The organism is Paracoccus sp. (in: a-proteobacteria) (assembly GCF_047973135.1).
Classification (GTDB): Bacteria; Pseudomonadota; Alphaproteobacteria; order Rhodobacterales; family Rhodobacteraceae; genus Paracoccus.
Map to the genome: position 1 here is coordinate 1 of NZ_JBKEBL010000093.1, position 15517 is coordinate 15517.

The following is a 15517-nucleotide window of genomic DNA, read 5'->3' on the forward strand; positions in this document are numbered from 1 at the left end:
GGGCAAGCGTGTGATCGATCTTCCCGGCATCTAGGACATAGCCTTTGTCGGCGAACGGCGCTCGGTCATCATGATCATGGCGAAGTGTGCCGCGACACTGAAGCTGGTGCATTTCGAACCCGGCTGCAAGAACCGGGTGATCGTCTTTGACGATGCCGAACTGGACCGCGCCGTCGATGCCGCGACCTTAATGATCTATTCGTTGAACGGCGAACGCTGCACGTCCTCGTCGCGGCTGCTGGTGCAGGACAGCATCTATGACGATTTCACCGCCCGCGTGGCCGAGGTCGCGAAGCGCATCAAGGTCGGGCACCCTCTGGACCCGGAAACCGTGGTCGGCCCGCTGATCCATCCCGAACACGAGGCCAAGGTGCTGTCCTATTTCGACAAGGCCCGCGAACAGGGCGCGACCATTGCGGCGGGCGGAGAAAAGGCCGGCGAACAGGGCTGCTATGTCCGTCCGACGCTGTTCACGGACGCCACGAATGACATGGCCGTCGCGCAAGAGGAAATCTTTGGCCCGGTCCTGACCGCCATCCGCTTTGCCTCCGAGGACGAGGCGCTGGCCCTTGCCAATGGCGTGCAATACGGGCTGGCCGCCTATCTGTGGACCAATGACCTGAACCGCGCGATGCGGATGACCGACAATCTGGAAGCCGGGATGATGTGGGTCAATTCCGAAAACATCCGCCACCTGCCCACCCCCTTTGGCGGCGTCAAGGCCAGCGGCATCGGGCGCGACGGCGGCGACTGGTCATTCGACTTTTACATGGAAACGGTCAATGTCAGCTTTCCCCGGCAGATGCACAAGATCCCGAAACTGGGCGGCTGAAACAGGAGGAGATCATGGGAGAAATCGTTCTCGCCGCGAAATGCACGCATGTCCCGACCATGCTGATGTCCGAACAGGACGGGCCTGTCAGCGGCAAGCGTCAGGCGGCCATTGACGGCCATATCGAAATCGCCCGCCGCGCCGGAGAACTTGGTGCGGATACGGTGGTGATCTGTGATACGCATTGGGTCATCAACGCGGGTTATCACATCAATTCGAACAGCCGCTTCAAGGGGCTGTTCACCTCGAACGAATTTCCGCAGTTCATCCAGGATCTGGAATACGACTATCAGGGCAACCCCGCGCTTGGGGATGCCATCGCGCAGCAGGCGACCGATAGGAGCGTCTATACGCTGTCGCATCATCTGGACAGTCTGGAGCTGGAATATGGCAGCCTTGTGCCCATGCGCTTCATGAGCCGGGCGCACCCGATGAAGGTCGTTTCGGTCGCGGCGTGGTGTACAGTGCATGATCATCAGGAAAGCCGGGTCATCGGTCAGGCGATCCGCGCCGCCGTCGAGGCCAGCGACAGCAGGGTGCTGCTGGTTGCCTCGGGGTCGCTGTCACACAAGATCTGGGCGAACAGGGATTACGCGGCAAATAACGGAACCTTCACCATCAGTTCCGAATTCAACCGGCAGATGGACCTGCATGTGCTGGAGATGTGGAAGCGCGGCGATCATGCAACCTTCCTGAAAATGCTGCCGGAATATGCGCAGTTCTGCTGTGGCGAAGGTTCGATGCACGACACCGCCATGCTGTATGGCGCGCTTGGCTGGGACGCCTATGACCGCCCCTGCGAAATCGTCACCGATTATTTTCCGTCATCCGGCACCGGCCAGACCAATGTCGTTTTCCCGGTCAACTGACCCATCGGAGGAGAAACAATGCCAATTCCCGCCCCCAATCTGTACCCGCCCTTCAACATCATCCGCCTGTCCCACGTCGTCTTTGGCGTAAAGGATCTGGCCGCCAGCCGGGCCTTCTATGTCGATACGCTTGGCCTTCAGGTCACGGATGAGGATGACGAACACATCTTCCTGCGCGCGATGGAGGAACGCGGTCATCACTGCATGGTGCTGCGCAAATCGGACGAATCGAATATCCGCAGCCTTGCCTTCAAGGTCTTTGACGAGGGCGAACTGGACAAGGCGCATGACTGGTTCAAGGGCCAGGGCCACAAGGTCGAATGGGTCGAGCGCGCCTATCAGGGCCGCACGCTGCGCACCCATGACTGTTTCGGCATGCCGGTCGAGTTCTATTTCCGCATGGACCGCCTGCCCCCCATCCACCAGAAATACGGGCTGTACAAGGGCGTCAAGCCGCTGCGGATCGACCATTTCAACTGCTTTGCCACCGATGTGGACAAGGCGGTCGATTTCTATAACCAGATCGGCTTTCGCGTCACCGAATATACCGAGGACGAAGAAACCGGCCGTCTGTGGGCCGCATGGACGCATCGCAAGGGCGGCGTGCATGACATTGCCTTCACCAACGGCACCGGCCCGCGCCTGCATCACACCGCCTTCTGGGTGCCGACGCCCCTGAACATCATCGATCTGTGCGACCTGATGGCGACCACGGGCTATGTCGGCAATATCGAACGCGGTCCGGGACGTCACGGAATTTCGAACGCGTTCTTTTTGTATATCCTTGACCCGGACGGGCACCGGATCGAAATATATTGCTCTGACTATCAGACTGTGGACCCGGATCTGGAGCCGATCAAATGGGATCTCAAGGATCCCCAGCGACAGACCCTGTGGGGTGCGCCTGCCCCGCGGTCGTGGTTCGAACATGGCTCGGTGTTTCAGGGGATCGAGCCAGCCGAGGCAACGCTGAAGGCGACGCCGATCATCGCCCCCTGATCCGATCCGACGCGCGGGGACCGACGCGCCCCGCGCCCGACAGCCACTTAACGCCGCAGGAGGAACCATGCCCCGACAAATCCCCGCCCGCATCGCGGCTTTCCGCGCCAATGGCGCCGACCGGTACGGGGTCGTGACCGATGAAGGAATCATCGACATGACCCCGGAATTCGGCGCGCGGTTCCGTGGCCTGAAACAGGTCATCGAAGCCGGCGCGCTGGAAGAGGTCATCGCCGCTGCCGATGAGCGGACGCCCACATTCCGTCCCGACGAGGTGGAATTTCTGATCCCCGTCGCCGACCCGGAAAAGCTGATCTGCATCGGCGTGAATTTTCCCGACCGCAATGCCGAATACAAGGACGGGCAAGAGGCCCCGCCCTACCCGTCCATGTTCATCCGCTTTCCGCGCAGCTTCACCGGTCACGGACAGAACCTGATCCGCCCGCCCGAAAGCCCGCAACTGGATTACGAGGGCGAGGTGGTGATCGTCATCGGCAAGGCCGGCCGCCGCATCGCGCGCGAGGACGCCTATGACCACATCGCCGCGCTGACCCTGTGCAATGAAGGCACGATCCGCGACTGGGTGCGGCATGCCAAGTTCAACGTCACGCAGGGCAAGAACTGGGACGCCTCGGGTGCCATCGGGCCGTGGCTGGTGCCGTTCCGCGATTCGGACCAGCTTGACGACATCGAAATGACAACGCGGGTGAATGGCGAGGTGCGTCAGCACGACCGCACCAGCCGGATGATGTTCGATTTCCGCTATATCGTGAACTATGTCTCGACCTTCACGACGCTGGTGCCCGGCGATGTGATCGTCTGCGGCACACCCACCGGCGCGGGGGCGCGGTTCGATCCTCCGCGCTGGCTGGTGCCGGGCGATGTGATCGAGGTCGAGGCCGAGGGCATCGGCCTGTTGCGCAACGGGGTGGCCGACGAATGACCCTGTCCTCCGACGATATAGACCGCGCGGCAGCCGACCTGCTGCGGGCCGAGGCCGGACGCAGCCAGATCGGCCTTTTATCGCTGCGCCATCCGGGAATGACCCTGGATGACGCCTATGCCATCCAGTCCGCGCAGATGGCGCGGAAACTGGAACAGGGGCGGACCATTCTGGGCTGGAAGATCGGGCTGACATCAAAGGCGATGCAGGACGCGCTTGGTATCGACACCCCGGATTCGGGCGTGCTGTATGACGACATGAATTTCCCTGATAACGCGACCGTGCCCGCAGGCCGCTTTATCCAGCCCCGGATCGAGGCCGAGATCGCCTTTATCATGAAAGCCCCGCTGGAGGGTGAGGTGACGCGCGATCAGGTGCTGGCCGCAACCGAGGCCGTCGCCCCCGCGCTGGAAATCCTTGACACCCGCATCCTGCGCGCCGATCCCGAAACCGGCCAGACGCGCCGTATCTTCGACACTGTCGCTGACAACGCAGCCAATGCCGGGATCGTGCTGGGAACACAGCGCCACGCGCCGGACAATGTCGATCTGCGATGGATCGGGGCCATCGTCAAATCGGGCCCGCAGGTCGTGGCCACCGGCCTTGGTGCCGCCGTTCTGGACGATCCTGTCACCGGCATGGTCTGGCTGGCCCGCCGCATGGGCCAGTATGGCCAGCGGATCGAGGCCGGGCAGGTCGTGCTGTCAGGATCGTTCATCGCGCCCATCGAATGCCCCTCGGGCACTGACATCCATGCAGATTACGGCGCGTTCGGCGACGTCTCCGTTTCCTTTGAATGAGGTTCTCATGCCAGCTCCGGAAAATCGTTTCAAAAGACGCCTGAAATCGGGCGGAACACAGATCGGGCTGTGGGTCGCCCTTGGCGATCCTTCGGCGGCGGAACTTTGCGCGCAGACAGGTTTCGATTGGCTGGTGATTGATGGCGAGCATGGGCCGAACGGGCTGCGCGACGTGCTGGCGCAGTTGCGCGCCGTTGGCACGGCCAGCCATCCGGTCGTGCGCGTGCGCGACGATGACCGCGCCAATATCAAGCAGATGCTGGATATCGGCGCGCAGACAATCCTGATTCCCATGATCGAAAGCGCCGAACAGGCGCGGCAGGCAGTGCGCTCGGTCCTGTATCCCCCGCAGGGCGTGCGGGGCATCGGCGCGGCACTGGCGCGGGCATCGGCCTATAATGCCATTCCCGATTATCTGCAAACCGCAAACGACCAGATCTGCCTGCTGTTGCAAGTCGAAAGCCGCGCCGGGCTGGACGCGCTGGACGAAATTCTGGCGGTTGACGGGGTGGACGGCATCTTTATCGGCCCTGCCGACCTGGCCGCCGATCTGGGCCATCTGGGCCGTCCCGGCGACGCCCCCGTGCAAGAGGCCGTCCGCGACGCCCTGACCCGCATCCGCGCGGCGGGTCGGGCGGCAGGCATCCTGACCTCGGATCGGGCGCTGGCCAAGGGCTATGCCGATATGGGGGTCGAGTTTCTGGCCGTCGGCTCTGATGTCGGCACGCTGGTCTCTGGCCTGAAGGCGCTGTCGGATCATTTTCAGAAGTGACGGCGTCGCCCGCCCCGCCCGACAACGGTCCCCTCTCGGGATGACGGCACCGCCGGATGATTTGCGTCCCGCGATAGCCGGGGGGGCTGTGCGCCCCCCGGACCCCCTGCAAAAGCCTGCGGCGAAGGTGGCACGGCAGGTTACGGATCTGTTTCCGCGCGCAGAGCCTGACCCGGCCCTGGCGGACTGACCACACGCGAAGCGTGCCTTGGGCCGGGCGGCAGCGACGGGCCGGGCTTTGCCCGGCCCGCACCCCCTTTTCCATCCTTGAGACCGCCATCCGACCCCTCGCCAGACAGCGGCAGCGCCGTTTACTGCGGCACCTGCCCCGCCGCGCTGCGGCCCACGATAAAGCCGAAGGTCAGGGCCGGGCCCAAGGTGATGCCCGCGCCCGGATAGGCCCCCGCCATGATCGAGTTGATGTCGTTACCGCAGGCATAAAGGCCGGGGATAGGTTGGCCATCCCGATCCTTGACCCGGCCCTGCGCATCAATGGCCAGACCCATCGAGGTGCCGATATCGCCCGGAAAGATCTCGATAGCGTAGAGCGGGCCTTCAAGCGGGCGCAGGCAGGGGTTGGGCTTGTGCGCCGCGTCGCCCAGGTATCGCTGATAGCTGGTTCCGCCCTTGCCAAAGGCCGGATCCTCGCCCCGCGCCGCACCCGTATTGAAGGCGCGGATCGTCTGATCCAGCCCCGCCGCATTGATGCCGCAGGCCGCAGCCAGTTCGGCGACGCTTTGCCCGCGCTTCAGATAGCCGCTGCGCAGATGGCGGCGATAGCTGCCCGGAAAGGCGGGAACCGCCCCCAGACCATAGCGCCTGAGCGCCCGGTGGTCGCAGATCAGCCACGCGGATTTGCGGCCCCCTTCCAGCAACTTCGCCACCAGTGCCTGCACAAAATCGTGATAGCTGACGGCTTCGCTGGTAAAGCGCTGGCCATCATGGCCGACGGCGATCACGCCCGGTTTGGCGCGGTCGAGGAACAGATGCGGAAAGGGGCGATGGGTGCCGTCGGGATTGGGCAGCAGCGACACGGGCGTCCAGAAACCGGCATTGGCGTTGCTGTCGATGAACTGCGCTCCAATGGCCTCGGCCGCGGCGATGGCGCCTCCGGTGCCGCTGGCTGGTGACATGGAATAATGCGGCAGCCCCTTTTTCACATGATCGAAGGTCCGGGCGCGGCGCGCCGTGTCATGCGGAAAGCCTCCGGCAGCCAGCACTGCACCATGGGACAGGGCGATGCGCCGGTCCTGACCGTCGCGACGCAGGGTCGCGGCGGTGACGCGGCCGGTATCGTCCTGATGCAGAGCGATCAGTTCCTGACCCAGCAGCATCGGGATGTCCAGCGCAAGCACCGTCTCGGCCAGACGCCCCGCCACCGCCGCCCCAAGCACCAGATGGGTGTTGCGGCCATGCCGCGCCCGATCGCGGCCATAGCGCATCAACCGCCTGGTCGCGTGCCAGGCCGAAGCGGCGGATCGCGTCATGTTCAGAAAATGAAAGATGTCGGCGCGGCCCAGGGTCATGCCGCCCAGAATGGTGAAGTCGGGGATGGGCGGCTTCATCCGCGCCAGCATCGCACCAAGGCGGCGGCCGTCATATTCATGCGCATCCAGCACCCGCCCGCCCTCGGCCGCGCCCTCGCGGTCGGAATGGTAATCGGGTGCGACGGGGCGGTGCGACAGGGTCAGTGCAGTCTGGTCGTTGAAAAAGGCGATGGCCTCGGGTCCGGTGGCCAGAAAGGCATCGACCAGCTCGGCGTTGAACAGGTTGCCGGTCTCGGACTGGATATAGCGGCGGGCGGCAGCGATGTCGTCGGCCATGCCGGCGCGGCGCATCAGCGGGTTGTCGGGCACCCAGATCGCCCCGCCCGACACGGCGGTCGAGCCGCCCCAGACCTGCGCCTTGTCCACCAGCAGCGGGTTCAGTCCGGCATGGCGGGCCGAAATGGCGGCGGCCATGCCCGCCGCGCCGGTGCCGACGACCAGCAGGTCGCAGCGTTCCGGCAGGGGCGCGTCGGGATCGGGCAGCGGGTTAGGGGGCATCTGGAAACTCCTGTCGGGGAAAGCGGTTGGCGGACCAGCCGCCGTCTACGGCCAGAACCTGACCGGTGATGAAACCAGCCTCGTCCGAGGCCAGAAAGCGCACGGCCCGCGCCACATCATGCGGCGTTCCCGCGCGGCGCAGCGCGGTGCGGTCGATATTTAACTGTTGCTGCCTTGTACGCCCGATTGCAGGGGCGGGGTCGATCAACCCCGGCGCGACGGCGTTCACGCGGATCCCGTCGGGGCCGAAATCTGCGGCCATCTGCCGCGTCAGCCCGGTCAGCGCGGCTTTCGAGGCAGAGTGATCGCCGCTGCCGGCCAGACCGGCATGACCGACAATCGACGCTGTGTTTACGATGGCACCGCCGCCATCATTGCCGGACATCCGCGCCACCGCCCAACGCGACAGCCGGAACAGGCTTTGTACATTCACATGGAAATGCAGCAGAAAATCCTGATCCCGGCTGAAAAGCGCATGCACTCCGTCGGCAATCCCGGCATTGTTGCACAGGATATGCAGGTTGCCGCCCATCTCTTTCAGGCGGTTCCACAGCCGGTCGGTCAGCGTCGGGTCGGTGACATCGCCACGCAAAGCTGTAACGGCCCGGTTCCGCGCCGCCAGCGCGCCGATGCCGTCAGGCGTGCGGTCGATGGCCACGACCTGCGCGCCAGCCGCCGTCAGCGCCTCGACGATGGCGATACCGATGCCCTGCCCCGCGCCCGTGACAACGGCGGTGCGGCGATCCAGCGTCAGAGGGGCAAGCACCATGGCACGATCCTTCAGAACGCGGCAGTGCCACCGACCGAACGCCCGCCATCCACGATCAGCACCTGCCCGGTGATGAATGCGGCGCGCGGATCGGCAAAGAAGGCGACGGCATGGGCGATATGCTCGGGCTGGCCAAGCTTGCCACTGGGCTGCTGATCGGCCAGTTCCTGCATCCCGTCGGGGCGTGCCTTCAGCATATCGGTGACGATCACCCCCGGCGCGACGGCGTTGACGGTGATCTGGCGCGCCGCCAGTTCCAGCGACAGCGCCTTGGTAAAGCCCGCCACCCCGGCCTTGGACGCAACATAGTGCGCATAGTTGCGCGCGCCGAATGCCGCACGCGAGGCAAGGTTGATGATACGCCCGCCCTCGGGCAGCACGCGCGCCGCCTGCTGGCACAGGGTGAACATGGCGACCAGATTGACCTCGTACATCTTGCGGAAATCATCGGCGGTCAGCTCGTCAAAGGGGATCACGTTAAAAATCCCGGCGTTGTTGACCAGCACCCGCAGGTTCTCGGCCCCGTCAATCAGCGCCTGCGTCGCGGCGGGGTCGGTGATGTCCAGAACAGCAGCGCGGGCCTGGTGCCCCGCAGCGGTCATTTGCGTGACGGTGTCCTGCGCGGCGGGTTCGGCCCGGTCGGCGACAATGACGGAATATCCGTCCTCGGCCAGGCGAAAGGCAATGGCGCGGCCAATGCCCGAGCCTGCGCCGGTGACAATGGCGGTGGAAAGCGTGTGATCGTTCATGGGATGCCCATCGATTCAAGGCGTGGGAGGGGAAAAGCGGGGGGGGCCGGCGCGACAGGGGCGCCGGCCCTGAAGGGCCTCAGTTCAGGCCAAAGGTCTGGGCGTCGAGCTTTGCGAAAATCTCGTCAGTGACCAGCTTGCCGACGGCCTCGGCGTCGTTGCGATCGACATTGGCCATCAGGCCCTTCCACTTTTCGACCAGCGCGGCATATTCGGTCACGATCTCGGACGGATCGTCGATGCCGCGCACCTTGGCGGTCTCGGCGGCCAGCCCGTCGATCATGTTGGTCTGGAACGAGGTCAGCAGTTCCTGCATCTGCGGATCGGGATCCGCGATCTGGATGCCGCGTTCTTTCGAACCCTCCATCGCCTCGGTCACGCCCTGATGATAGGCGACCTGCGCGCGCGCCAGCGCCGGGCCGACCAGATCAAGGATCTTGCGGCGATCCTCGACCGGCAGATCGGCCCAGAAATCCTTGTTCACCACATAGGTGGCCCCCATCGACGCGCCCTGCGGCAGGGTGTTGATATATTTGATCACTTCCCAGAACTTGAAGCCGGTGGACAGGTTCGTCGGATCGCTGAGCGTGCAGTCGATAGAGCCACGCTCCAGCCCGGAATAGGTGTCGGTCATCGGCACGGCCACCGGAATCGCGCCAAGCGAGGCGATCCAGTTGTTCTGTGCCGTGCCCGCCGTGCGAACCTTCAGCCCCTTGACCGAGGCCGGGTCCGTGACCGGCTTCATGCACAGGAAATGATAGATCGGGGTCGAATAGCCGCCCAGAAAGATCGTGTTGTGACCGGTATATTCGGCGATCATGCGCGGGTTCGTCACCGTCAGCTCGGTCAGGGCGAAGGCGTTGGCATATTCATCCGTCGCGGTAAAGGCCATGTCGTTCACCATGCCCGACAGCGGCAGTTCCGACGGCGTATAGGCCGCCGCGACGATGCCAAGCTGCGCGACCCCGTCGCCGATGGCTTGCAGCGTGGTCGGCGCGGGAACCAGTGAGCCCGAGGAATAGACCTCGAATTCGACATTGCCGCCCGTCGCCTCGGCCACCTGCGGAACAAAGCTGCCATAGGCCACATCGTTCAGGATATGCGTCGGCGCCATCCAGTTGGTCGCCTGAAACATCTCGGCCCTGGCGGCAACAGTGCCGGTCAGCGCCAGCGCGGCAACGCCGCAAAGCAAGGTTTTGGTCTTCATGAGTACTCCTCCGGTTGGAACTTGAGTGATCAAAGTGTCAGGATTAGCTGCCCATCATCTGCGGCAGCCAAAGGGTGATGGCGGGGAACAGGACCAGCAGGGCAAGGGTCAGCAGGTCGGCAAGGATGAACCAGCTTACCCCCTGAAAGATCTGGCCCAGACTGACGCGGTCGCCCATGGATGACTTGATGACAAAGACATTCATCCCCATCGGCGGCGTGATCAGCCCGATTTCCAGCAGCTTGATCGTCAGGATGCCGAACCAGATCAGGTTGACGTCATGGGCGGCAAGGACCGGCCCCAGAATCGGCAGGGTCAGCAGCATGATAGAAATTGTTTCCAGAAACGCGCCCATTGCCAGATACAGCAGGCAGATCATCAGCAGCACGACCATCGTGGAATAGCCGTCGAACAGCCCGACCACGAAATCCGGGATCGTCGCTAGCGCGATAAAGCGCGAGAACAGCGCGGCCCCCAGCACGACGATGAAGATCTCGGACGTGCCGGACGCGGTGTCGATCAGCGACTTGCGCAGGATCGTCATGTTCAGCCGCCCGCGCAGCAGCGCCAGCATGAAGGCCAGAAAGGCACCCACGGCCCCCGCCTCGGTCGCGGTGAAGATGCCCGAAAAGATGCCGCCCATCACGCCCAGGATCAGCACCGGCAGCGGCCAGGCATCGGCGATCAGCGCGCGCTTTTCCTGCGGCGTGACGCTGACGGTCACGCGTGGGGCAAGGTTCGGGTTCAGCGAACAGCGGATGGTGATCAGGGCGATGAAGGCAACGGCGGTCAGGATGCCGGGAATGATGCCCGCCACAAACAGCGTGCTGATCGAGGTGTCCAGCAGCAGGCCATAGACAATCATCAGCACCGATGGCGGGATCAGCGCGCCAAGCGTGCCCGCAGCGGCGACCGATCCGGTGGCAAGCCCGGTATTGTATTTCGATTGCAGCATTTCCGGCACCGCAATGCGCGAGAATGCCGCCGCCGTCGCCACCGACGACCCCGAAGCCGAGGCGAACAGCGCCGATGCCACCACCGTGGACGAGGCCAACCCGCCCGGAATCCGAGCCAGCAGAATCCGCGCCGCGCCGAACAGCCCGCGCGTCAGTCCCGCCTCGACGGCGATAAAGCCCATGAACAGGAACATCGGGATGGCAGACAGGTTCCAGTCACCGATCAGGTGAAAGGGGATCGCCTTGGTGATGCCAAAGGCCGGTTTCCAGCCCATCATCGCCCAGATGCCTACAAAGGCCGTGCCACCCATGGCCGCGCCGATGGGCACGCGGATGCCGATCAGTGCCAGCAGCAGCGCAAGGCCGGCAAAACCGATTTCGATACGTTCCATCGGCTCAGGCCTCCACGTCGGGTTGTTCTGCGGCGGGGCCGGTGGCCCACAGTTTCGGTTCGGCAAAGATGCGCAGGATCAGCACCATGCAGGCCACGGCGATGCCGACGGGCAGCATGAACTTGGCTGGCCAGACGGTGACGCGCCACAGCCCGTCCACCGTTTCGTTGGTTTTCCACGCGCGCATCGCGACATCCCAGGAAAACCAGCCCAGTCCCATATAGAACACAAGCGTCCCGATCTCGCCCAGCTTGCGCATGATTCGCTGCGCACCGGGCCGGGCCGAGTCATAGATCAGATCGACCGAGATGGCGCTGCCCTTGGCCTCGACCCAGGCAAGGCTGAGGAACACGACCGCGATCATGTAATAATTCGCCACCACCTCGGCAGTGCTTGGCACCGGATAGTTAAAGACGTATTTCCCCGCCACGTCAGCCATGACGTGAAACATCATCAGGGCGACGGCCAGCCCGGCAAGCCAGGCAAGGACCGTTGTCAGTATTCTCAGGATCGCAATCATGGCGCCTCCTCGTGCTGGATTGATGCGGCATTCAGGCCCCGAATCGGGGTCACTGCATGCGATAGCCGCCATTCACATCGATCACCGAACCGGTGATATAGGCCGAATCCGGGCTCAGCAGGAACGACACCGCTCCGGCCACATCCTCGGGCGTGCCGATCCGCTTGAGCGGAATGTTCTGCGCCACCGCACCGTAATTTTCCGGCGTCAGCGACTGGTGCAGCATCGGCGCGTCGATCAGGCCGGGCGCGACACCGTTCACGGTGATACCCAGATGCGCCGACTCGCGCGCCGCAGCCTTGATCAGCCCGATCACCGCGCTTTTCGACGCGATATAGGCCGAACTGGAGCGATAGCCGCCAAGCTGCGCCGCGACCGAGGTAAAGCCGACAAACCGCCCGTTGAGAATGCTGCGCCGGTTGGCCGCGCGCAGATACTCGCGCATCAGCAGAAATGTGCCGGTGGAATTGACGCGCTGCGTCAGGTTCCAGTCGGCAAGCGTAATGTCCGTCAGGGCCGGACGGTCGCCGTTTTCAGCGAACAGCAGGATTCCCGCAGCCGCGACCACCTGATCGACGGGCTGGCCCTGCGCCTCGGCCTCGGCAAAGACGGCGGCCACCGCCGCCTCGTCCGACACATCCAGCGCCACGGGGCGATGGCCCCGGCCCACGGCGCCCTCAAGCGCGGCCTCGGCGCGCGCCTGATCCAGATCGGCGGACAGAACCGCGAATCCATCCTGCGCCAGCCGTTCGACAATAGCTTTCCCGATGCCACCGGCCGCGCCGGTGACAAGACATGTTCCTGCCACGGGATATCCCCCCAAAAAGTTTCTTGGACTAAAATGTACACATTAATGGGCGCATTGCAAGCATTTTGCTTCACATCTGCAAATAATGGATACATTATTGGAAAACACGGGCGAATTGTGCCGGAGGAACAATGACCGAGACCCATACAAACACCGAAATTGCGGCCGAGCGGCTGCGCGAGGTGATTCTGAGGGGCGAACTGCGCCCCGGCGAAAGGCTGCATCAGGATCAGCTTGCCGAGATGCTGGGCGTGTCACGCACCCCTCTGCGTACGGCGCTGACGGCCTTGGCCCAATCGGGGCTGGTCGTCTATGAAAGCAATCGCGGCTTCAGGGTTCGCGAATTCTCGCATATCGATGTTGTGGGCACCTTCGAGGTCCGCGCCGAGCTTGAGGCGACGGCGTGCCGCATCGCCGCGCGCAACATGACCGGCGATGTCGTGGCCGAGCTTGAGGCGCTGGTGGCCGAAGGCGATGCGCTGCTGTCCGCCGGGACGCTGCTACCCGAAAATCTGGGCCCCTACCGGCAGATGAACGTGGCCTTCCACGACACGGTGATCCGGGTCGCCGCGAATCCGTGGATCCGCGATTTCGTGCAGCGGCTGCATAACGTGCCCATGGCCTCGGACCGTATCATCATGTGGCGCGATTACGAAGTGATCCGCCGCTCGCATGACGACCATCATCGCATCGCGCGCGCGCTGGCGATGGGTCAGGGCGAACGCGCCGCCGCGATCATGCGCGAACATGTGACCTATGCGCTGGAACATCTGCTCAGCCATATGGGCCAGCATCCCGAAGATTTCATGCGTCTGCCTACCCGCAGCGACGAAACCCCGCGGCGCAAACGCCGCAAGTCATCGTAACCAGAGGAAAAACCCATGACGATCAGACTGTTCCACTCGCCCGCCTCGCCCTATGTGCGCAAGGTCATGGTGGCCGCGCATGAACGCGGACTGACCGACCGGATCGAAATCCTGCCCTCGGCGGCGGGGCCGGTCAAACGCGACCCGCAAATCGTCCGGCACAATTCGTCGGGCAAGGTGCCCTGCGCCCTGCTGGAAGGGGACGAGCCGGTATTCGACAGTCGCGTGATCTGCACCTATGTCGATTCGCTGGCCCCCGTGCAGGGCACACTGTACCCGCAGGACGCCACCCGCTTTCCGGTGCTGACACTAGAGGCGCTGGCCGATTCGATACTGGATGCCTGTCTGCTGTGCCGCTATGAAGAGGTGATGCGCCCGCAGGAATTGCGGTGGGAAGATTGGTATGCCGGGCAGATGGCCAAGATCGATTCCGGACTGGACGATCTGGAAGGCCGCTGGTTCGGACTGCTAAGCACGGATTTCCACGCCGGTGCCATCGCCGTGGCCTGCGTTCTGGGCTATCTGGATTTCCGCTTTCCGGACAAGGACTGGCGCGGGGCGCATCCAAAGCTGGCTGAATGGTATGCCGGGGCGCTGGCACGCCCTTCGATGCAGGCGACGATGCCGCACTGAAGGGTCTGGGCTGATCATCGCGCGGCGGCCCGGACCCCGGAGGCGGCAGGGGCTGCGTTTGTGGAAAGGGGGTCCGGGGGGTGCACAGCTCCCCCGGCCATCGCGGGACGCAAATCATCCGGCGGTGCCGCAAAACCAACGGATCCCGGCCTCAGCGCGGAATAAAGCTGGTCGGCACGACCTTGTGGATGCGTCCGGCAGGGACACCCCCGGCGCGCGCGGACAGAATATCCAGGATGCCTGCGATGATATCATCATCGCTTTGCCGGATTGATGGCAGGCGATAGCTGGGCCACGAGGCTTGCGGAATGTCATCGAAGCCGACAAAGCGAATCTTGCCCGGCACGCTGAGGCCGTGATCGAACCGGGCCGTGTCCATGGCCCCCATCGCCATCAGATCATTGGCGCAGAAAACGCAATCGGGCAGTGGGCCACGGCCCGCCAGTTGCGTAAAGGCCGCGACGCCGCTTTCATAGGAAAAATCGCCATCGGCATTGCCCGTCAGGCGCAGATCGCTGCGGGCCAGCGCCTCCAGCAGCGCGATTCTGCGCGAAGAATACGCCGATGTGGTCTGCCGCCCCGCGATGAACCACAGGGTCCGCAAGCCTTCGGCCTGAAGGTGGGCACACATCTGGTCGATGCCGCTCTGTTCATCCAGCCGCACCGAATCCACCGGGTCGCTGTGGCGGTAATTCTCGTTCAGCATGATCGGCGGCGCATAGGGGCAGTGAGGCAAGACATGCGCGGCCTCAACGGAATCGGCCGAGACGATCGCCGTGAACAGTGGAAAACGCAGGAATTGCGACAACGTCCCCGAGCCGTCATCGTCATTGCGCAGCGACAGCATCAGCGGCGTCATGCCCATGCGCACAATGGCCCGGCTGAGATTTTGGGTAAAGAACGCCTCGCGCAGGTCGTGATCGTCCCCGTTGATCAAGGCGACAATGTCGCTGGTCTGCCGTGCAAGATTCGAGGCAAGGCCGTTGGGCCGGTAGCCAAGCTTTTCCGAAGCTTCCAGAACCTTGCGGCGCGTCGCGGCCGAAATCCGGCCGTTCCCCGAGAAACAGCGCGACACAGCCGACCGGGACACGCCCGCAAGTTCGGCAACCATCTCTGCGTTGACCTTTGCCATGACGGCAATATGCACGCGCGTGTCATGATCGGCAAGTTCGGCTGATTTATCGGCATTTGCGCACACGTGTGCACAGATGTCGTCGAAAAGATGCGCTCTGGTTTGCGGGCCTTATGAAATATTTAATCTTCGCAATATACCCGTACTGCAACGGGTCTGATGAATATACCCTGCCCCGCCAGCAAGTGCCGGGCGGGATTTTGTTGACAGGAAACCGGGCACGCG

At 63.7% G+C, this 15517-nt stretch carries 15 protein-coding genes and 1 pseudogene; 8 read left to right on the forward strand and 8 right to left on the reverse strand.

The genetic code is table 11. The features are described 5' to 3' along the window. Positions 1 to 37: 37 nt before the first annotated feature. The 6 genes and pseudogenes from ACK5L9_RS07465 to ACK5L9_RS07490 all read left to right on the forward strand — a co-directional run. A pseudogene (locus ACK5L9_RS07465) lies at positions 38 to 832 on the forward strand (aldehyde dehydrogenase family protein); the annotation flags it as partial. 14 nt (positions 833 to 846) lie between these two features. Further along, positions 847 to 1701 (forward strand): 3,4-dihydroxyphenylacetate 2,3-dioxygenase, encoded by an 855-nt coding sequence (hpaD, locus tag ACK5L9_RS07470; RefSeq protein WP_416910841.1) that lies wholly within the window; start codon positions 847 to 849, stop codon positions 1699 to 1701. A gap of 18 nt (positions 1702 to 1719) precedes the next feature. After that, complete coding sequence (gene hpaD, locus ACK5L9_RS07475) at positions 1720 to 2700, forward strand: 3,4-dihydroxyphenylacetate 2,3-dioxygenase (protein ID WP_416910842.1); 981 nt, start codon at positions 1720 to 1722, stop codon at positions 2698 to 2700. Positions 2701 to 2767: 67 nt separating this feature from the next. Beyond that, positions 2768 to 3643, forward strand: coding sequence for a fumarylacetoacetate hydrolase family protein (locus ACK5L9_RS07480; RefSeq protein WP_416910843.1), 876 nt, complete (start codon positions 2768 to 2770; stop codon positions 3641 to 3643). Beyond that, the gene (gene hpaH, locus ACK5L9_RS07485; RefSeq protein ID WP_416910844.1) at positions 3640 to 4443 is read left to right on the forward strand and encodes a 2-oxo-hept-4-ene-1,7-dioate hydratase; all 804 of its coding nucleotides are present in this window, start codon (positions 3640 to 3642) and stop codon (positions 4441 to 4443) included. Before ACK5L9_RS07480 ends, hpaH begins: the two co-directional genes overlap by 4 nt. Before the next feature lie 7 nt (positions 4444 to 4450). Next, positions 4451 to 5215: an aldolase/citrate lyase family protein gene (locus ACK5L9_RS07490; RefSeq protein ID WP_416910845.1), complete on the forward strand. Its 765-nt coding sequence runs from the start codon at positions 4451 to 4453 to the stop codon at positions 5213 to 5215. A gap of 311 nt (positions 5216 to 5526) precedes the next feature. Here ACK5L9_RS07490 and ACK5L9_RS07495 read toward each other — a convergent pair whose 3' ends face one another. The 7 genes from ACK5L9_RS07495 to ACK5L9_RS07525 all read right to left on the reverse strand — a co-directional run bounded on the left by ACK5L9_RS07495 (position 5527) and on the right by ACK5L9_RS07525 (position 12661). Beyond that, positions 5527 to 7260 (reverse strand): FAD-binding protein, encoded by a 1734-nt coding sequence (locus ACK5L9_RS07495; RefSeq protein ID WP_416910846.1) that lies wholly within the window; start codon positions 7258 to 7260, stop codon positions 5527 to 5529. Next, complete coding sequence (locus ACK5L9_RS07500) at positions 7250 to 8029, reverse strand: SDR family NAD(P)-dependent oxidoreductase (protein WP_416910847.1); 780 nt, start codon at positions 8027 to 8029, stop codon at positions 7250 to 7252. The genes ACK5L9_RS07495 and ACK5L9_RS07500 overlap by 11 nt, the downstream gene beginning before the upstream one ends. An 11-nt stretch (positions 8030 to 8040) precedes the next feature. Then, on the reverse strand, positions 8041 to 8778 hold the full coding sequence (locus ACK5L9_RS07505; RefSeq protein WP_416910848.1) for an SDR family NAD(P)-dependent oxidoreductase: 738 nt from the start codon (positions 8776 to 8778) through the stop codon (positions 8041 to 8043). Between the two features lie 79 nt (positions 8779 to 8857). Further along, positions 8858 to 9985 carry a C4-dicarboxylate TRAP transporter substrate-binding protein gene (locus tag ACK5L9_RS07510; protein ID WP_416910849.1) on the reverse strand — a complete coding sequence of 376 codons (1128 nt, stop codon included), beginning with the start codon at positions 9983 to 9985 and terminating at the stop codon, positions 8858 to 8860. A 43-nt stretch (positions 9986 to 10028) separates the two neighbouring features. Further along, the gene (locus tag ACK5L9_RS07515) at positions 10029 to 11333 is read right to left on the reverse strand and encodes a TRAP transporter large permease (protein WP_416910850.1); all 1305 of its coding nucleotides are present in this window, start codon (positions 11331 to 11333) and stop codon (positions 10029 to 10031) included. Positions 11334 to 11337: 4 nt separating this feature from the next. Beyond that, a complete protein-coding gene (locus tag ACK5L9_RS07520; protein WP_416910851.1) occupies positions 11338 to 11853 on the reverse strand; it encodes a TRAP transporter small permease subunit in 516 nt (171 codons plus the stop codon). Positions 11854 to 11902: 49 nt separating this feature from the next. Next, positions 11903 to 12661 (reverse strand): SDR family NAD(P)-dependent oxidoreductase, encoded by a 759-nt coding sequence (locus tag ACK5L9_RS07525; RefSeq protein WP_416910852.1) that lies wholly within the window; start codon positions 12659 to 12661, stop codon positions 11903 to 11905. 131 nt (positions 12662 to 12792) lie between these two features. Between ACK5L9_RS07525 and ACK5L9_RS07530 the strand changes: the two genes are divergently transcribed. Together ACK5L9_RS07530 and ACK5L9_RS07535 are read left to right on the forward strand one after the other, a co-directional pair. Beyond that, entirely contained in the window at positions 12793 to 13527 is a 735-nt protein-coding gene (locus ACK5L9_RS07530) for a GntR family transcriptional regulator (protein WP_416910853.1), read from the forward strand. Positions 13528 to 13542: 15 nt separating this feature from the next. After that, the gene (locus ACK5L9_RS07535; RefSeq protein ID WP_416910854.1) at positions 13543 to 14160 is read left to right on the forward strand and encodes a glutathione S-transferase; all 618 of its coding nucleotides are present in this window, start codon (positions 13543 to 13545) and stop codon (positions 14158 to 14160) included. Positions 14161 to 14311: 151 nt separating this feature from the next. On the opposite strand, the gene ACK5L9_RS07540 is transcribed toward ACK5L9_RS07535, so the two are convergent. Beyond that, positions 14312 to 15307, reverse strand: a complete 996-nt coding sequence (locus ACK5L9_RS07540; protein WP_416910855.1) for a LacI family DNA-binding transcriptional regulator — start codon at positions 15305 to 15307, stop codon at positions 14312 to 14314. Positions 15308 to 15517: the final 210 nt, after the last annotated feature.